Annotated in this window: 15 protein-coding genes and 1 pseudogene; 5 read left to right on the forward strand and 11 right to left on the reverse strand. The window is 58.9% G+C overall.

Features of this window, described 5'->3' with window-relative positions; genetic code table 11:
- Positions 1-117 precede the first annotated feature (117 nt).
- Complete coding sequence (locus tag AC3WN7_RS11895) at positions 118-639, forward strand: DUF3617 domain-containing protein (RefSeq protein ID WP_095964386.1); 522 nt, start codon at positions 118-120, stop codon at positions 637-639.
- Positions 640-749: 110 nt separating this feature from the next.
- Here the strand turns inward: AC3WN7_RS11895 and AC3WN7_RS11900 are convergent, their stop codons facing one another.
- The 4 genes and pseudogenes from AC3WN7_RS11900 to AC3WN7_RS11915 all read right to left on the reverse strand — a co-directional run.
- Positions 750-1,628, reverse strand: a complete 879-nt coding sequence (locus AC3WN7_RS11900) for a His/Gly/Thr/Pro-type tRNA ligase C-terminal domain-containing protein (protein WP_102673726.1) — start codon at positions 1,626-1,628, stop codon at positions 750-752.
- 149 nt (positions 1,629-1,777) lie between these two features.
- On the reverse strand, positions 1,778-2,338 hold the full coding sequence (locus AC3WN7_RS11905) for a gamma carbonic anhydrase family protein (RefSeq protein ID WP_015097421.1): 561 nt from the start codon (positions 2,336-2,338) through the stop codon (positions 1,778-1,780).
- A 24-nt stretch (positions 2,339-2,362) separates the two neighbouring features.
- Positions 2,363-3,262, reverse strand: coding sequence for a GTP cyclohydrolase FolE2 (gene folE2, locus AC3WN7_RS11910; RefSeq protein WP_102673727.1), 900 nt, complete (start codon positions 3,260-3,262; stop codon positions 2,363-2,365).
- Between the two features lie 184 nt (positions 3,263-3,446).
- Positions 3,447-3,551, reverse strand: a pseudogene (locus AC3WN7_RS11915) (glutamine synthetase); the annotation flags it as partial.
- Positions 3,552-3,654: 103 nt separating this feature from the next.
- On the opposite strand from AC3WN7_RS11915, the gene zigA reads away from it, so the two are divergent.
- A complete protein-coding gene (zigA, locus tag AC3WN7_RS11920; RefSeq protein WP_102673728.1) occupies positions 3,655-4,860 on the forward strand; it encodes a zinc metallochaperone GTPase ZigA in 1,206 nt (401 codons plus the stop codon).
- A gap of 15 nt (positions 4,861-4,875) precedes the next feature.
- On the opposite strand, the gene AC3WN7_RS11925 is transcribed toward zigA, so the two are convergent.
- Positions 4,876-5,232, reverse strand: coding sequence for an NADH:ubiquinone oxidoreductase (locus AC3WN7_RS11925; protein WP_095964381.1), 357 nt, complete (start codon positions 5,230-5,232; stop codon positions 4,876-4,878).
- Positions 5,233-5,259: 27 nt separating this feature from the next.
- Here AC3WN7_RS11925 and AC3WN7_RS11930 point away from each other — a divergent pair, with 27 nt between their 5' ends.
- A complete protein-coding gene (locus AC3WN7_RS11930) occupies positions 5,260-6,231 on the forward strand; it encodes a CobW family GTP-binding protein (RefSeq protein ID WP_095964380.1) in 972 nt (323 codons plus the stop codon).
- 4 nt (positions 6,232-6,235) lie between these two features.
- Here the strand turns inward: AC3WN7_RS11930 and AC3WN7_RS11935 are convergent, their stop codons facing one another.
- A complete protein-coding gene (locus AC3WN7_RS11935; RefSeq protein WP_007971681.1) occupies positions 6,236-6,649 on the reverse strand; it encodes a DUF3301 domain-containing protein in 414 nt (137 codons plus the stop codon).
- Between the two features lie 119 nt (positions 6,650-6,768).
- Between AC3WN7_RS11935 and pdxY the strand changes: the two genes are divergently transcribed.
- Complete coding sequence (gene pdxY, locus AC3WN7_RS11940) at positions 6,769-7,641, forward strand: pyridoxal kinase PdxY (protein ID WP_102673729.1); 873 nt, start codon at positions 6,769-6,771, stop codon at positions 7,639-7,641.
- Between the two features lie 130 nt (positions 7,642-7,771).
- Here pdxY and AC3WN7_RS11945 read toward each other — a convergent pair whose 3' ends face one another.
- Entirely contained in the window at positions 7,772-8,254 is a 483-nt protein-coding gene (locus AC3WN7_RS11945; protein ID WP_007971685.1) for an acyl-CoA thioesterase, read from the reverse strand.
- Positions 8,255-8,540: 286 nt separating this feature from the next.
- Here AC3WN7_RS11945 and AC3WN7_RS11950 point away from each other — a divergent pair, with 286 nt between their 5' ends.
- Positions 8,541-10,304, forward strand: a complete 1,764-nt coding sequence (locus AC3WN7_RS11950) for a cation:proton antiporter (protein WP_095964378.1) — start codon at positions 8,541-8,543, stop codon at positions 10,302-10,304.
- A 22-nt stretch (positions 10,305-10,326) separates the two neighbouring features.
- Here AC3WN7_RS11950 and AC3WN7_RS11955 read toward each other — a convergent pair whose 3' ends face one another.
- From AC3WN7_RS11955 to uvrD, 4 genes are all read right to left on the reverse strand, one after another.
- Positions 10,327-10,734, reverse strand: coding sequence for an SMI1/KNR4 family protein (locus tag AC3WN7_RS11955; protein ID WP_003187120.1), 408 nt, complete (start codon positions 10,732-10,734; stop codon positions 10,327-10,329).
- A 138-nt stretch (positions 10,735-10,872) separates the two neighbouring features.
- Complete coding sequence (locus AC3WN7_RS11960; RefSeq protein WP_095964377.1) at positions 10,873-11,751, reverse strand: Tim44 domain-containing protein; 879 nt, start codon at positions 11,749-11,751, stop codon at positions 10,873-10,875.
- Positions 11,752-11,930: 179 nt separating this feature from the next.
- Positions 11,931-12,371: an EamA family transporter gene (locus AC3WN7_RS11965; RefSeq protein ID WP_095964376.1), complete on the reverse strand. Its 441-nt coding sequence runs from the start codon at positions 12,369-12,371 to the stop codon at positions 11,931-11,933.
- A gap of 158 nt (positions 12,372-12,529) precedes the next feature.
- Complete coding sequence (gene uvrD / locus AC3WN7_RS11970) at positions 12,530-14,713, reverse strand: DNA helicase II (protein ID WP_095964375.1); 2,184 nt, start codon at positions 14,711-14,713, stop codon at positions 12,530-12,532.
- Between the last annotated feature and the right edge of the window lie 102 nt (positions 14,714-14,815).

Here is a 14,815-nt window from a genome sequence, read left to right on the forward strand (position 1 = left end):
CCTGAAGATTCAGTGCTTAACAGACCATGTTCCGTGCAGAATGTCGCTAATTAATTGGCCCCTGAACCGAAGCCTGCGGCTGACGTCTAACGGCCACTACTGATCAGGAGTTACTCGATGAACGTTCGTCTGCTGGGTTTGGCCATGGCACTGGGTTTGGCACTTCCTGTGGCGGCTCACGCGCAAATGCTGCAACCGGGATTGTGGGAGCTGACCACGAGCAACATGAAGGTCGATGAGCAGAATATGCCGGACCTGCAATTGATCCTCGGTCAGATCCAGAGCCAGATGACCCCTGAGCAGCGTGCGCAGCTGGAAAAGCAGGGGATCACCATGGGGGGCAAAGGGATCCGGGCGTGCCTGACACCGGAGCAGGTCAAGACCGATGACATTCCGCTGACCGATCCGCAGTCGGGCTGCAAGCAGGAAATCACCGATCGCTCAGGCAATCAGTGGAAATTCCGCTTCAGCTGTCCGAGAGCCCAGGGCGCAGGCGTGGCGACATTCCTCAGCGACCGCGAGTTCACCACCAAGGTCAACGGGACGTTCAACGCCACCGGCATTCAACAGAAGGGCAGCCTTGAATCCCGCGCTGTCTGGTTGGGGCAGGATTGCGGCACGGTGAAGCCGAGAGCTTAAAAGCTTCGTCGGAACGCCGCCCGGAGCAGGCTCGCTCCCACATTTGATCTGTGTGTTCACGAAATCAATGTGGGAGCGGGCTTGCTCGCGAAGGCGTCCATCCAGTCTCCCTATACCCCCGGCTGACTCAACCACTCACACGCAGCCTCGACAGCCATCCGGCCAAAATCCTCCCCCGTGCGGCTGCGCACACTGACAAACCCCCCGGCCTGTTCTTTTTCGCCGACCACCACCAGGTACGGCACGGTCCGGCTGTGCTGGCGAATCTTGAAACGGATTTTTTCGTTGCGCAGGTCGGCCCTTGCGCGCACCCCCCTTTGGCGCAAGGATTCGGTCACTGCCTGTGCATAACTCGTCTGGCGGTCATCCATGCTGACGACGATCACATGGGGTGGAAGGCTCCAGTGCTGCAGTTCCTGATGGCTGGACCAGCATGTGCCGTAGATCCGTTGTTGCAATGTGCCGCTGATGTGATCGAGGGCGAACGCCTGCAAGACTTTGGTGGTGGGGACGTGCGGTCCATGGCTCTGGTATTCGGTGTCCCCCAGCCGGTACAGCGATACCTCTTCGCGTGGTGGCCGACGCCGGATCGAGTGATTGGTCGCTGCCAGTGACTGCATGCGCGCTTCGATGAGGGGCAGGTCTGCCGGAGTCAGCGGTCGCTCGACGACAAATTCGTAAAAGAAGCCATCACCCAACTCCCTGGCCGCGCGCATTTGTGCATGCGGGTGGAGTTGCTTGACCGCCATGGCCAGCATCAAGGCACAGGAGCGGCGCAGGATCTCCAGTCCGTCCGGCTCGCGGGGGGTGACAATGCTGACCCGGGCATCCGCCTCGATCATGTATTCGCAGTCCACCAGTACACCATCGACTCGCCCCGCTACGGCCGCGCTGGCCAGTCCGGGGCCGATGCTGGCGGCCAACTCGTGCACGGACAGCGGTTGGTCGAATTCACGCAATGAACCATCGGGCAGAGTGATCTGGATCATGGTCGGCGTACTCAGGTGCTGCTAGCGAGCGTTATCGGATAAACCTAGTGCTAATTCCTTGCCGCTGTCATTAAGACCTTCGTCTTGCCAGGCAATTTGTATCGGCGCATTCACTAGCCGGGCATTGCCAATCAGCACGCTGCTGATGGTCAGAACTCGTTTTGCAGGGCTTTGTAGCCGCGCACCAGATCGACGTTGGTGCGCGCCACGTCTTCGGAAAACTCCGAAGCACTGACGCTTACCGGCGGGAATTGCGAGAGATCGGTGTTGGGGCCGATCCGCATGGTGGAGGGCACGTAGAAGGCTTCAGGCAGGTCACGCCCGTCGACCACCGAGTTGTGTCGTACCACGCAACCGTCACCGACCACGCAGTTGAACAGCACGCTGTTGAAGCCGATGAACACCCGATTACCCACGGTGCAGGGGCCATGCACGATCGAGCGGTGGGCGATGGAACTGAATTCGCCAATGGTCACTGCCGCGCCGGATTTGGAGTGGATCACCACGCCGTCCTGGATGTTCGAGTTGGCGCCGATGGTGATCGGCTGCATGTCGCCCGATTCGTCGACTTCGTCAGCGCGGATCACGGCGTAGGGACCGACGAACACGTTCTCGCCGATCACCACTTTGCCGCAAATGATTGCCGTCTTGTCGACGTAAGCAGACTCGGCAATCAGCGGTAAATCTCCGGATGGATTCTTGCGGATCATGGTTTGCTCAATGCGTTGTACAGGTTATTGAGGTTGTTCCCAGTTGAAACGGGTCTCGGCAACGGCGTCATGGGCGTGCAGGCTTTCGGCGTGGGCCACACGAATGTGGAAGGCATTGATGCCTGTGGAGCGTTTCAGGGCCAGATTCAAACGGCGTGCGGCGTCCTCGCAGAACATCAGATTCTGACCATTGGCCAAAGCGAAGGCCTGTTCGTCGGCGCGTTTTACGGCCGTTTGAACGGCTGTGCCGAGTGCAGCTTCGGCGTCGTTGATGATGGCGATCAGAGGCAGCTCATCCAGGAAATCAGCCAGCCGTACGCACAACGTTGCTTGGCTGCGTTGGCTGTGAGGTGTGGCGACGATGCCGTTCGTGGTGCCGAGCCACGCTAAAACATCAGCGTGTTGCAGTGACTTGTTGGCGAAATCATCGACGAATTGCTGCTGTATCAACTGTCGAGAAAGGGCCGCTGAGCACGGACAGGTAGAGGAATAAGGCACGTCGATTTTTAGTTCCACGTGGAACATCGTGTTTTTCAAACGCGCTTCGATGCTCACCGGATAGCTTTTCCAGCCTGCCAATGGACTGATCAGCGCCTGTCTTTTCAGCAGTACATCGGCGTGAATAGTTAAGTGCGCACTACTGGACAGGTCTTCATGACTCTCAAGAAAACGCTGCAAAACCCGTCGCAATAAAGCCGGTGAAAGGCTTTCCTGCTCCAGCAATTCAAGCGCCAGATAGAGCCGTGACATGTGAATGCCGCGCGCATTGCCATCGTCGAGGCTCACGCCGGCATCAGCCTTTGCATTCAAGCGTTGGCCATCAAACATAACGGGAAGAGCAATGCCGCACATGCCCACCCACTCCAGTGGCAGGGCTTGGCGTGAGGCCTGCGCGGCGATATCCGGCAGAGTCAGCGCATTCATGAGCAGGTCCGTCGTGGGAGTTGATTTGTCATGTTATAGTATAACAATGAAGTCGACGATGCTTTTTTCATGGATGGGTCTTCATCTTCAGGGGCGCTACTTGCTTAACCTGATTCTGGCCGGCGCGGTCTTTGCCAATGGGTGCGTCGGCTGGCTATGCAAATTCGAAGAAAAACGGGCAGGCCTAACAGCCAGTGATCCGGTTGCAGGTGAACTTCGCGCTGCTGCCACCGGAGTTGGAAAACCGGTTGATTGTGGTCCAGACGACGCGCTGGTTGTAGCCAACCCAGGTTACCCGGCCGGGCAAGAGAGAATGGCTTGTTTGCGATGTTATGATATAACATTATATAAGCCCGGCGCAGCGACCGGGCATCCCTGTGAGGAATATGCAGATGTCCAACCGACTCCCCGTGACCGTTCTCTCCGGCTTTCTTGGCGCCGGAAAAAGTACACTTCTTAATTACATACTACGTAATCGCGATGGTCTGCGGGTTGCAGTCATCGTCAACGATATGAGCGAAATCAACGTCGATGGCACCGAAGTCCAGCGTGATGTCAGCCTTAATCGGGCTGAAGAGCGGTTAGTGGAAATGAGTAACGGGTGTATTTGCTGTACGTTACGTGAAGACTTGCTCGAGGAAGTGAGCCAACTCGCCAGGGAGGGCCGCTTCGACTATCTGCTGATCGAATCCACCGGCATTTCCGAACCGCTGCCGGTGGCGGAAACCTTCACCTTTCGCGATGAAAACGGCCAGAGCCTCAACGACATCGCGCGTCTCGACACCATGGTCACGGTGGTCGACGGTATGAACTTCCTGCTCGATTATCAGGCTGCCGAAAGCCTGGCCTCCCGGGGAGAAACACTTGGCGAAGAAGACGAACGTTCGATTACCGATCTGTTGATTGAGCAGGTCGAGTTCGCCGATGTGATTCTGCTCAGCAAGATCGACTTGATCAGCAGCCACCAACGCGAGGAATTGATCGTCATCCTCGAGCGGCTCAATGCCCGGGCGGAAATCATTGCGATGACGATGGGCGAAATCCCCTTGGATAAAATCCTCAACACCGGTCGTTTTGACTTCGAAAAGGCTGCCCAGGCGCCGGGATGGTTGCAGGAGCTGCGCGGGGAGCACGTGCCGGAAACTGAAGAATATGGCATTGCTTCCAGCGCTTACCGGGCACGTCGGCCGTTCCATCCGCAGCGTTTCTTCGACTTCATCGACGGCCCCTGGGACAACGGCAAGCTGTTGCGTTCAAAGGGTTTTTTCTGGCTGGCGAGCAAGCATATGGACGCCGGCAGCTGGTCCCAGGCCGGCGGTTTGATGCGCTATGGTTTTGCCGGGCGCTGGTGGCGTTTCGTACCGAAAAACCAATGGCCGCAGAACGAAGAAAGTACCACCGGGATCATGAAAAACTGGACCGCCGACAGCGGGGATTGTCGTCAGGAACTGGTGTTCATCGGTCAGCACATCGACTTCAAGCAGCTCACCGCCGAACTGGACGCCTGCCTGCTGACCGATGAGGAAATGGCGTTGGGCGTAGAGGGCTGGCGTTTGCTGCCTGATCCATTCGGCCCTTGGTACGAAGACGCTGCCTGATCCTCTGATGGCGCTTCAAGGCTTGAGCCAGGTGCCCTGGCTCTGGGCCTCGCAGTACGGCTGCAAATATGCCGCGTCGGTGGCAACGCCGTAATAGTGAATATCCTGGCGGTAGGGCATATTGGCGACTTGAGCGTTGCTGCAGACGCCAAATGCGCCGCCGGGGCATTGATCGACATACTGCACATCGACTTTCTGCCCCGCCAGGTTCGGCTGGCAGAAACCATCGGCGAAGAGTTTTGGCGGGATGTTGCGGTTCTGCTGGCAAACCTGGACATCAAGCCGCTCGGCCTGGCTGTGAACCACGCAGGCCTGGGCCAGCGCCTCGCCTGAAACGAGTGCCAAGAGCAACGACAAGCCAATCAACCGCATCCATCACCTCCTCAGAAATCATCGACCATGCTGCAGAATATCCCCACTCATGTCATTGCCGGTCCGTTGGGCGCCGGCAAGACCAGCCTGATCAAGCACCTGTTGGCCCAGCGCCCGGCAGGCGAGCGGTGGGCGGTGTTGATCAACGAGTTTGGCCAGATCGGTCTCGACGCTGCGCTGCTGACCCGGGACGCCGATGGTATCGCACTGGGTGAAGTGGCCGGGGGCTGCCTGTGCTGCGTCAACGGTGCACCCTTTCAGATTGGTCTTGGGCGCTTGTTGCGCAAGGCGCAACCGGATCGACTGTTCATCGAACCCTCGGGGCTGGGGCATCCGGCGCAGTTGCTCAGGCAATTGAGCGAAGCACCTTGGCAAGGCGTGTTGGCTGTTCAGCCTTGTGTGTTGGTGCTGGACGCCCAGGCGCTCGCCGCTGGCAAACCGTTGCCGGATGCACAACAGCAAGCCCTGAGCCATGCGGGACTGTTACTGCTGAACAAGTCCGAAGGTCTCGAGGAAGACAGTCGCCAGCAAGTCGCTGCTCTATTGCCGCCGACGCCTCTGTGCTGGACGCAACAGGCGGTTTTATCCTTGAGCGAGTTGCCGGGGCTGAATGCCAAAGCGCTGGCAGGTGTGGATAACTTCGTCGTGCCCAAGGGATTGGCGCAGCTGCCGGCGGTCTGGAGCGATCCCGCGTTGCCCATTTGCCTGAGTCAGGAGCAGGACGGAGGCTGGAGCATCGGATGGCGTTGGCACCCAAGCCAGGTATTTGATGCCGCGCTGGTTGGCCAGTGGCTTGAAAGCCTTGGCTGGAGGCGGGCGAAGCTGGTTATCCACAGCGCCAACGGATGGATCTCGGCGAACGCGGTGGATAACTCGGCGCTGGACTGGCAGCCCAGTGAGTGGCGGCAGGATTCACGCATCGAGCTGATTTTCAGTGAACCCCAGGATGCAGAACGGTTGCAGAGTGAACTGGCAGCGTGCCGAGCCGAATCGGCTTAACGGCTTACGGCCGCCACTTGGTATGTTCCTGACGCCACTGGCTCAGCTCGATCACTTCTGCGCGAGGCTTTACCACATCGACCACCGGTTCGGTTTCGTCGAACGGGACCGGGTAGGGCGCCAGTTCAATCTGTGCGCTGTGCGCGCCGAACTGGGTGATGGTGCCGTTGTGGCGGGTTTCGCCGGTCACGGTGAACTCGAAGTTATACACGCGGGCCAGACGTCGCCGACCACTGGCATCCCTGATGAACGCGATTCTTTTCAACGCCACGTTGCCGTCCAGCAATTCGATCCCGAGCTTGGTGCAATGCTGCTTGACCCGCTCCAGCGCGCGCTCGCGCAAGCCGTGGTTGTGCCATAGCCATGCGCCGGCAGTGGCGAACAGCATCAGCACGAATATATTTCCAAGGGTCAGCATCAACAGGGTGCTCCAACAAGATAGTGTCAGCTTAACTGCGTCGCTGGTCTGTCGTACAGGCTGCGTTTAGTCGCATACTGCGCGGCTAGAATTTCAATCGTTTTACGGAAATCCACCGCATGAAACGTACACCGCATTTGCTCGCTATCCAGTCCCACGTGGTATTCGGTCACGCCGGCAACAGTGCCGCGGTTTTCCCGATGCAACGGGTCGGGGTGAATGTCTGGCCGCTCAACACCGTGCAGTTCTCCAATCACACCCAGTACGGTCAATGGGCCGGCGAAGTGCTGGCGCCGCATCAGATACCTGAGTTGGTCGAGGCTATTGCGGCGATTGGCGAGCTGGGCAACTGCGATGCGGTGCTCTCCGGTTACCTTGGCAGTGCGGCCCAGGGCCGGGCGATCCTGACGGGTGTGACGCGGATCAAGTCGATCAATCCCAAGGCACTGTACCTGTGTGACCCGGTGATGGGGCATCCGGAGAAAGGCTGCAGTGTTCCGGCGGAAGTCAGTGATTTTCTGCTGGAGGAGGCCGCCGCCGTAGCGGACTTCATGTGCCCGAACCAGCTGGAGCTGGACAGTTTCTCCGGGCGCAAGCCGCAATCGCTGTTCGATTGCCTGGCCATGGCGCGTGCATTGCTGGCGCGCGGCCCGAAAGCGGTGCTGGTCAAGCATCTGGACTACCCAGGCAAGTCGGCAGAGGTCTTTGAGATGCTGCTGGTGACAGCCGAAGGCAGCTGGCATTTGCAGCGCCCGTTGCTGGCGTTCCCGCGTCAGCCGGTGGGTGTGGGCGATCTGACTTCCGGGCTGTTCCTGGCACGCGTGCTGTTGGGTGACAGCCTGGTGGCCGCGTTCGAGTTCGCGGCGTCGGCGGTGCATGAAGTGCTGCTGGAAACCCAGGCCTGTGCCAGCTACGAGTTGGAACTGGTTCGGGCTCAGGACCGGATTGCCCATCCGCGGGTGCGGTTCGAGGCGACCCCGATCAGCCTCTGATTGAGTGTTGAGCCCATTCGCGAGCAAGCCCGCTCCCACATTTGATCTTTGGTGTTGCATAGATCCATTGTGGGAGCGGGCTTGCTCGCGAAGGCTATCCAGAAAACACCGTCAACCTGACTGAACAAACTCAGGCGTCGCCCTTGATCTCCTGATAACGTTTTTCCAGTTCCTGGCGAATCTGCCGGCGCTGCTGGGCCTGGATGAAGCGGCGCTTGCTCTCGCTGTTGTCCGGTTGCAGCGGCGGTACCTGGGCAGGTTTTCGCTGGTCATCCACCGCGACCATGGTGAAGAAGCAGCTGTTGGTGTGACGCACCGATCGCTCGCGAATGTTCTCGGTCACCACTTTGATGCCCACCTCCATGGAGGTGTTGCCGGTGTAGTTGACCGAGGCGAGAAAGGTCACCAGTTCGCCGACATGGATCGGCTCACGGAAAATGACCTGGTCCACCGACAGGGTCACCACATAACGGCCGGCATAACGGCTGGCGCAGGCGTAGGCCACTTCGTCGAGGTACTTGAGCAGGGTGCCACCGTGAACATTGCCAGAGAAGTTGGCCATGTCTGGGGTCATCAATACCGTCATCGACAGCTGGGCGTTTCCGGGTTCCATAGCATTCTCACGGGTCAAGGCCAGGTTTGAGGGATGCACCTCTGCGGGTGCCTCGGCGGTTTTTTCAAACCAACAGTTATCGGGACGCCGGGTGCGGAGTCGCCGTCACGCCGGATCGATCTGTTTCCATATATTGCACCGCCTTTCTGCCAGAAGTCGCGGTGTTACCCTGCAAAAAGCCCGGACACAAGGTCATTTCCTACGCGCAAAGCAGACTTTTGCTCGGCTTGATCAGACCATTCCTGCGTCTGTGAGTCGGGCAACTTCAATCAGGGAGCCGCTCGCCATGCATGCCATCAGTTTCATTCAGGATCTGGCAGTGATCATGTTGATCGCAGGTGTGGTGACCGTGGTTTTTCATCGCCTGAAACAACCGGTGGTGCTGGGCTACATCGTCGCCGGTTTTATCATTGGCCCGCACACCCCGCCATTCGGCCTGATCCATGACGAAGAAACCATCAAGACCCTGGCCGAACTCGGGGTGATATTCCTGATGTTCTGCCTGGGCCTGGAGTTCAGCCTGCGCAAGTTGTTCAAGGTCGGTGCCACGGCCTTCATCGCGGCATTCCTGGAAATCGTGCTGATGATCTGGATCGGCTACGAGATCGGTCGCTGGTTTGACTGGAACACCATGGATTCACTGTTCCTCGGCGCGATCCTGGCGATTTCCTCAACCACCATCATCGTCAAGGCACTCAATGATCTGAAGTTGAAGAACGAGCGGTTTGCGCAGTTGATATTCGGTGTGCTGATCGTCGAAGACATTCTGGGCATCGGCATCATCGCGCTTCTGTCCAGCATCGCCGTCAGTGGTACGGTCAGCTCGGGCGAAGTGTTTTCCACAGTGGGCAAACTGTCGCTGTTCATGATCGTCGCATTGGTCATCGGCATTCTGTTGGTGCCGCGGTTGCTGGCCTACGTGGCGAGGTTCGAGAGCAACGAAATGCTGCTGATTACCGTGCTGGGCTTGTGTTTCGGCTTCTGCCTGCTGGTGGTCAGGCTTGAATACAGTATGGTCCTCGGCGCGTTCCTGATCGGCGCGATCATGGCTGAATCCCGGCAACTGCTGAAAATCGAGCGCTTGATTGAACCGGTTCGAGATCTTTTCAGCGCGATTTTCTTTGTGGCCATCGGTTTGATGCTCGATCCGGCGATCCTGCTTCAGTACGCTTGGCCAATCGCCGTAATCACCGTAGCCGTGGTGCTCGGCAAGATGTTGTCCTGCGGCCTTGGTGCATTTATCGCTGGTAATGACGGACGCACGTCGCTGCGGGTCGGGATGGGTCTTTCACAGATTGGCGAGTTCTCTTTCATCATTGCTGCACTGGGCATGACGTTGCAGGTCACCAGTAACTTTTTATACCCGGTGGCTGTGGCGGTGTCGGTGATCACCACCTTGCTGACGCCTTATCTGATTCGCGCGGCTGATCCATTGTCGATCAAGCTTGCGGGCGTCATGCCGGAACGCCTGGGACGGGTGTTGGGGATGTACGGCGAATGGCTGCGCAGCATCCAGCCACAGGGCGAGGGGGCGCTGCTGGCGTCGATGATCAGAAGGATTTTGCTGCAGGTCGGGGTCAACCTGGCATTGGTGATCGCGATTTTCTTCTCGGGCGCGTACTTCGCCGAACGCATGTCGGCTTACGTGCAAGGCTGGATCAGCGACCCGAGCTGGCAGAAGGCATTGATCTGGGGTGGGGCGCTATTGTTGTCGCTGCCTTTTTTGATTGCGGCATACCGCAAGCTCAAAGCCCTGTCGATGTTGTTGGCGGAAATGGGCGTCAAGCCAGAGATGGCCGGGCGCCATACGCAGCGAGTGCGCAGGGTGATCGCCGAAGTGATCCCGATCCTGTCGCTGCTGGTGATCTTTTTGCTGTTGGCAGCCTTGTCGGCCAGTATTCTGCCGACCAACAAGTTGCTGGTACTGATCGCCGTGGTCGCGGCCGCCGTGGCGGCGCTGCTGTGGCGCTGGTTCATTCGTGTGCATACGCGGATGCAGGTGGCGTTGCTGGAAACCCTCGATAATCACAAGGAGTCGTCCGGGCATTGACCACCCAGCGGCGTTGACGGAATCAGCTTTCCAGCCAGACGTCCCGCGCCCAGTGCCACACCGACTCCCAGGTCTCTTCGGCGATCAGCTCTTCTTCGGCCTGCCAAAGCACCACGGTGCCGTCCTCTTCGACGCAGTAGTAGTCGTCACCGTCCTGGCAGATCGGGATCAGGCTGCGATCGACACCGGCGTCCCAGGCGTTGGCGGCAACGTCGGGCAGGTAGGTGTGGGATTGCGGGTCAGTCACGGTGACCGGTTCCAGGCTACCGTAGACCACGTCGCTGACGGTCAACAGAAACTCTCTGAAGACGAACGGAATGTCGATGAATAGTTGTTCTTCGATTTCGACCAGCAGGTCTTCGTCAGGCAATTCCAAGGGGACCGGTACCGGTTCGTTGGCTTCACGCAGTTGTTCGATGATTTCTTCCACGTCCGGGATCCTCTTGCTTGTATGGCGCGGTTTATATGGGGCGGTTTATACAGTAGCTTGCTATAGATGCAACCGCGAAATAGAAAACCCCAGCCAGGGCTGGGGTTTTCTTTTCAGCAAGTGAAGCGCGGTGCGGGATCAGCCGTTCTGGCGGATACCTGCCACCAGCCAAGGCTGGTTTTCGCCCTGTGCACGTTCCATGTTCCAGCTTTCGCTGAAGACTTCGCCCTGGTCGAAACGCGAGGTTTTCGACACGCCGGTGAAGGTCAGGGTGGCAATGGTCTTGTCGGCGCGATCATCCACACCGTCCAGCTGTACATTGAGGTTATCAATGTAGGTGGACTGGAAACCGTCACCCAGGTCGGCACGCTCACGCTTGAGGAACTCCAGCATTTGCGGGGTCACGAACTCGGCGATCTTGTCCATTTCATTGGCGTCCCAGTGCTGTTGCAGGGACTGGAAGTGATTGCGCGCCGCTTCGACGAAGTTTCTTTCGTTGAACCAGGCTGGAGCGTTGATCACTGGACGAGCGGCAACAGGCGCTGGCGAACCACCGAAAATCGAACCGCCGGCAGGCTTTTGTTCGAACGCTTCACGTTGCATCGGTGCGTGGCCGGCCGGAGCGTAATGCTCCTGCTGCTTGCGACGACGGGCGGCGATAAAGCGGAAGACCAGGAATGCAATGACAGCCATGATCAGGATGTCGAAGATCTGCATGCCCTGGAAGCCGTCGCCCATGAACATGGAGGCCAGCAGGCCGCCGGCAGCGATACCGGCCAGAGGGCCGAGCCAGCGCGAAGCGCCACCGGCCTTGGCAGCGGCGCCAGCGGCACCGGCAGCACCAGCGGTCGCCGCAGCGCCGCCCATGCCTGGAGAAGAAGGAGCCATCTGGCTGGTCTGGTGCGTCGGCGCAGCGCCTGCGCTTTTGCCACCACCGAAGCGCTTGGCGGCATTGACGTCGAGACTCATCGTCAGGCCGATGCACAACGCCATGGCGATGCTAAGAAAACGTTTCATAAAGGGAATTCCCATTTGTGGAAGGCACGCGCGCCATGTTGCACAGCTGAAGTGTTACTGGCTAGCGGCAGAGTGTTTCGGGCTTTTGCCTGACAGGTTTTATTCAGCTTAAGTCAGTGCAATAGGGCCTTTTGACTTTGATCTGTCAGATGAGTGGATAAGTTCTGTAGGACACTCGCTTAGCGACGTAATGCCAGCATGACGACTCCGGCCGTGATCAGACCCATTGCGCCCCATTGGCGCAAGTCGAGTTTTTCACCCAGCAGGACTACGCCAAGTACGGCCACCAACACCACGCTGAGTTTGTCCACCGGGGCAACCAGTGACGCCGGACCGACCTTGAGTGCACGGAAATAGCAGATCCACGACGCACCGGTGGCCAGGCCCGACAACAGCAGGAACAGGTAGCTCTTTGCCGAGATCGATCCTAATGACTGATATTGGCCCGTGGCGTACAAAATCAAGGCCAGGCTGACCAATACCACGATCGTACGCAGCAGGGTGGCGAAGTCGGAATTGACGTTTTCGATGCCGACTTTCGCGAAAATGGCGGTCATCGCCGCGAACGCCGCCGATAACAGGGCCCAGAATGTCCAGGAGGAAAAGAAGCCTGAGCCCATGCTTTTTTGCACCTTATTCAGATCAATATCTGCAAGACCACACGGAACCCTGTGGGAGCGGGCTTGCTCGCGAATGGGTACACCGCGGTAGTGCAGTAATACCACGTGATCGTTCTTCGCGAGCAAGCCCGCTCCCACATTAGACCTTTGGCGGTCTTTTAGATCGCTTCCAGCTTGGCGTAACCCAGCATCAGCCACTTGCTGCCTTCGCTGAAGTTCACCTGCACCCGGGCCTGAGCACCGGCGCCCTCGAAGTTGAGGATTACGCCGTCACCGAAGATCGAATGGCGTACGGTCTGACCCAGACTGAACCCGGTTTGCGGAATTTCGCTGCCGCTGAACAGGTTGCTGCCACTCATCGACTGGTTGCCACCGAACGGCCGGCTGACGCTGTTGGACAAGCGTACTTCCTGAATAAGGCCTTTGGGCACTTCGCGTACGAAGCGCGACACCTTGTTGTAGGTCTCGCTGCCATAAAGGCGTCGGGTTTCAGCGTAGGTCATTACCAGGTTCTGCATCGCCCGGGTAATGCCGACGTAGGCCAGACGACGTTCTTCCTCAAGGCGGCCGGGCTCTTCCAGGCTCATCTTGTGCGGAAACAGGCCTTCTTCCATGCCCACCAGGAACACGTAAGGGAATTCCAGGCCCTTGGCGCTGTGCAGGGTCATCAGTTGAATGCTGTCTTCGTGCTCGTCGGCCTGCGTATCGCCGGCCTCCAGCGAGGCATGACCGAGGAACGCGGCCAATGGCGTCAGGTCTTCGTCTTCTTCGCTGTTTTCGAAGTTACGCGCGGCACTGACCAGTTCCTCAAGGTTTTCCACCCGGGCCTGGCCTTTCTCGCCTTTTTCCGCTTCGTGATAGGCGATCAGGCCCGATTGCTCGATGACGGTCTGGGTCATCAGGTGCAGCGGCATTTCCATGCACTTGGCGGCGAGGTTCTCGATCAACTCGATAAACGCGCCAAGGGCACCGGCCGCACGACCGGTCAGGCCTTTGTTGGCCACCAGTTGGCGCATCGCTTCCCACATCGACACATCGCTGTGGCGCGCATGGTCGCGGATCGCTTCGACGGTTTTCTCGCCAATGCCGCGGGCCGGCACGTTGATCACCCGTTCCAGCGCGGCGTCGTTGCCCCGACCTTCGAGCAATCGCAGGTAAGCCATGGCGTTCTTGATTTCGGCTCGCTCAAAGAAGCGCTGGCCGCCATAGATGCGGTACGGAATGCGTTCACGCAGCAGCGCTTCTTCCAAAACCCGCGATTGGGCGTTGGAACGGTACAAAATCGCAATATCGCTACGAGAAAGGCCGGTTTTCAGCGCGCTTTCTATGGTTTCGACAACGTAGCGTGCTTCGTCGTGTTCGTTGAAGGCGGCATACAGATTGATTGCCTCGCCGTCGCCACCGTCGGTCCACAGCTCTTTGCCCAGGCGTCCGGTGTTGTTGGCGATCAAGGCGTTGGCTGCCTTCAGGATGCCGGCGGTGGAGCGATAGTTCTGCTCCAGGCGAATGGTTTCGGCGTCCGGGAAGTCTTCGGAATACTGGTAGATGTTCTCGATTTTCGCGCCACGCCAGCCGTAGATCGACTGGTCGTCATCGCCCACCACCATCAGGCTGTCGCCACCCTTGGCCAGCAGGCGCAACCAGGCGTACTGCACGGCGTTGGTGTCCTGGAACTCGTCCACGAGGATGTGCCGAAAGCGCTTTTGATAGTGAGCGAGCAGGCCTGGGTGATCGCGCCACAGATCGAGGGCGCGCAGCAACAGTTCGGAGAAGTCGATGACGCCGGCGCGCAGGCACGCGGCCTCGTAGGCCTCATAGATGCCGCGCATGGTCGCCAGGAACAGATCGCCGCTGGCTTGAATGTGTTGCGGCCGCAGACCTTCGTCTTTCTGCCCATTGATGAACCATTGGGCCTGACGGGCCGGCCAGCGTTGCTCGTCCAGGCCGAGTTCGCGGATCACCCGCTTGACCAGCCGTTGCTGGTCATCGCTGTCGAGAATCTGGAAAGTCTGGCTCAAGCCTGCTTCCTGCCAGTGCGCCCGCAGCAAGCGGTGCGCCAGGCCGTGGAAGGTGCCGACCCACATGCCGGCCGGGTTGATGCCCATCAGTTGCTCGATGCGCTGGCGCATCTCGGCAGCAGCCTTGTTGGTGAAGGTCACCGACAGGATGGAGTGGGGCGAGGCGTTTTCGACCTGGATCAGCCAGGCGATACGGTGCACCAGCACTCGGGTTTTACCGGAGCCAGCACCGGCCAGGACCAACTGACGACCCACGGGGGCCGCTACGGCCTGGCGTTGGGCATCGTTGAGGGAGTTCAGCAAAAGGGAGAGATCATCGCGCATCGGGGCATTCTAGGGGGCCGCGACACACCGGGCAAACTCCGCTTCGCATTAACCGATGAAAGTTACGCGAGGGACGACCGGTCGGTCATCGGCTGCGGGCGT

It is taken from the genome of Pseudomonas sp. FW305-70, assembly GCF_058783925.1.

Coding starts and splice junctions, on each gene's coding strand:
- AC3WN7_RS11930 (WP_095964380.1), top strand. CDS start 5,260: ATGCTGCAGAATATCCCCACTCATGTCATTGCCGGTCCGTTGGGCGCC.
- AC3WN7_RS11950 (WP_095964378.1), top strand. CDS start 8,541: ATGCATGCCATCAGTTTCATTCAGGATCTGGCAGTGATCATGTTGATC.
- zigA (WP_102673728.1), top strand. CDS start 3,655: ATGTCCAACCGACTCCCCGTGACCGTTCTCTCCGGCTTTCTTGGCGCC.
- AC3WN7_RS11905 (WP_015097421.1), bottom strand. CDS start 2,338: ATGATCCGCAAGAATCCATCCGGAGATTTACCGCTGATTGCCGAGTCT.
- AC3WN7_RS11945 (WP_007971685.1), bottom strand. CDS start 8,254: ATGGAACCCGGAAACGCCCAGCTGTCGATGACGGTATTGATGACCCCA.
- pdxY (WP_102673729.1), top strand. CDS start 6,769: ATGAAACGTACACCGCATTTGCTCGCTATCCAGTCCCACGTGGTATTC.
- AC3WN7_RS11895 (WP_095964386.1), top strand. CDS start 118: ATGAACGTTCGTCTGCTGGGTTTGGCCATGGCACTGGGTTTGGCACTT.
- AC3WN7_RS11935 (WP_007971681.1), bottom strand. CDS start 6,649: ATGCTGACCCTTGGAAATATATTCGTGCTGATGCTGTTCGCCACTGCC.
- AC3WN7_RS11925 (WP_095964381.1), bottom strand. CDS start 5,232: ATGCGGTTGATTGGCTTGTCGTTGCTCTTGGCACTCGTTTCAGGCGAG.
- uvrD (WP_095964375.1), bottom strand. CDS start 14,713: ATGCGCGATGATCTCTCCCTTTTGCTGAACTCCCTCAACGATGCCCAA.
- folE2 (WP_102673727.1), bottom strand. CDS start 3,262: ATGAATGCGCTGACTCTGCCGGATATCGCCGCGCAGGCCTCACGCCAA.
- AC3WN7_RS11965 (WP_095964376.1), bottom strand. CDS start 12,371: ATGGGCTCAGGCTTCTTTTCCTCCTGGACATTCTGGGCCCTGTTATCG.
- AC3WN7_RS11900 (WP_102673726.1), bottom strand. CDS start 1,628: ATGATCCAGATCACTCTGCCCGATGGTTCATTGCGTGAATTCGACCAA.
- AC3WN7_RS11960 (WP_095964377.1), bottom strand. CDS start 11,751: ATGAAACGTTTTCTTAGCATCGCCATGGCGTTGTGCATCGGCCTGACG.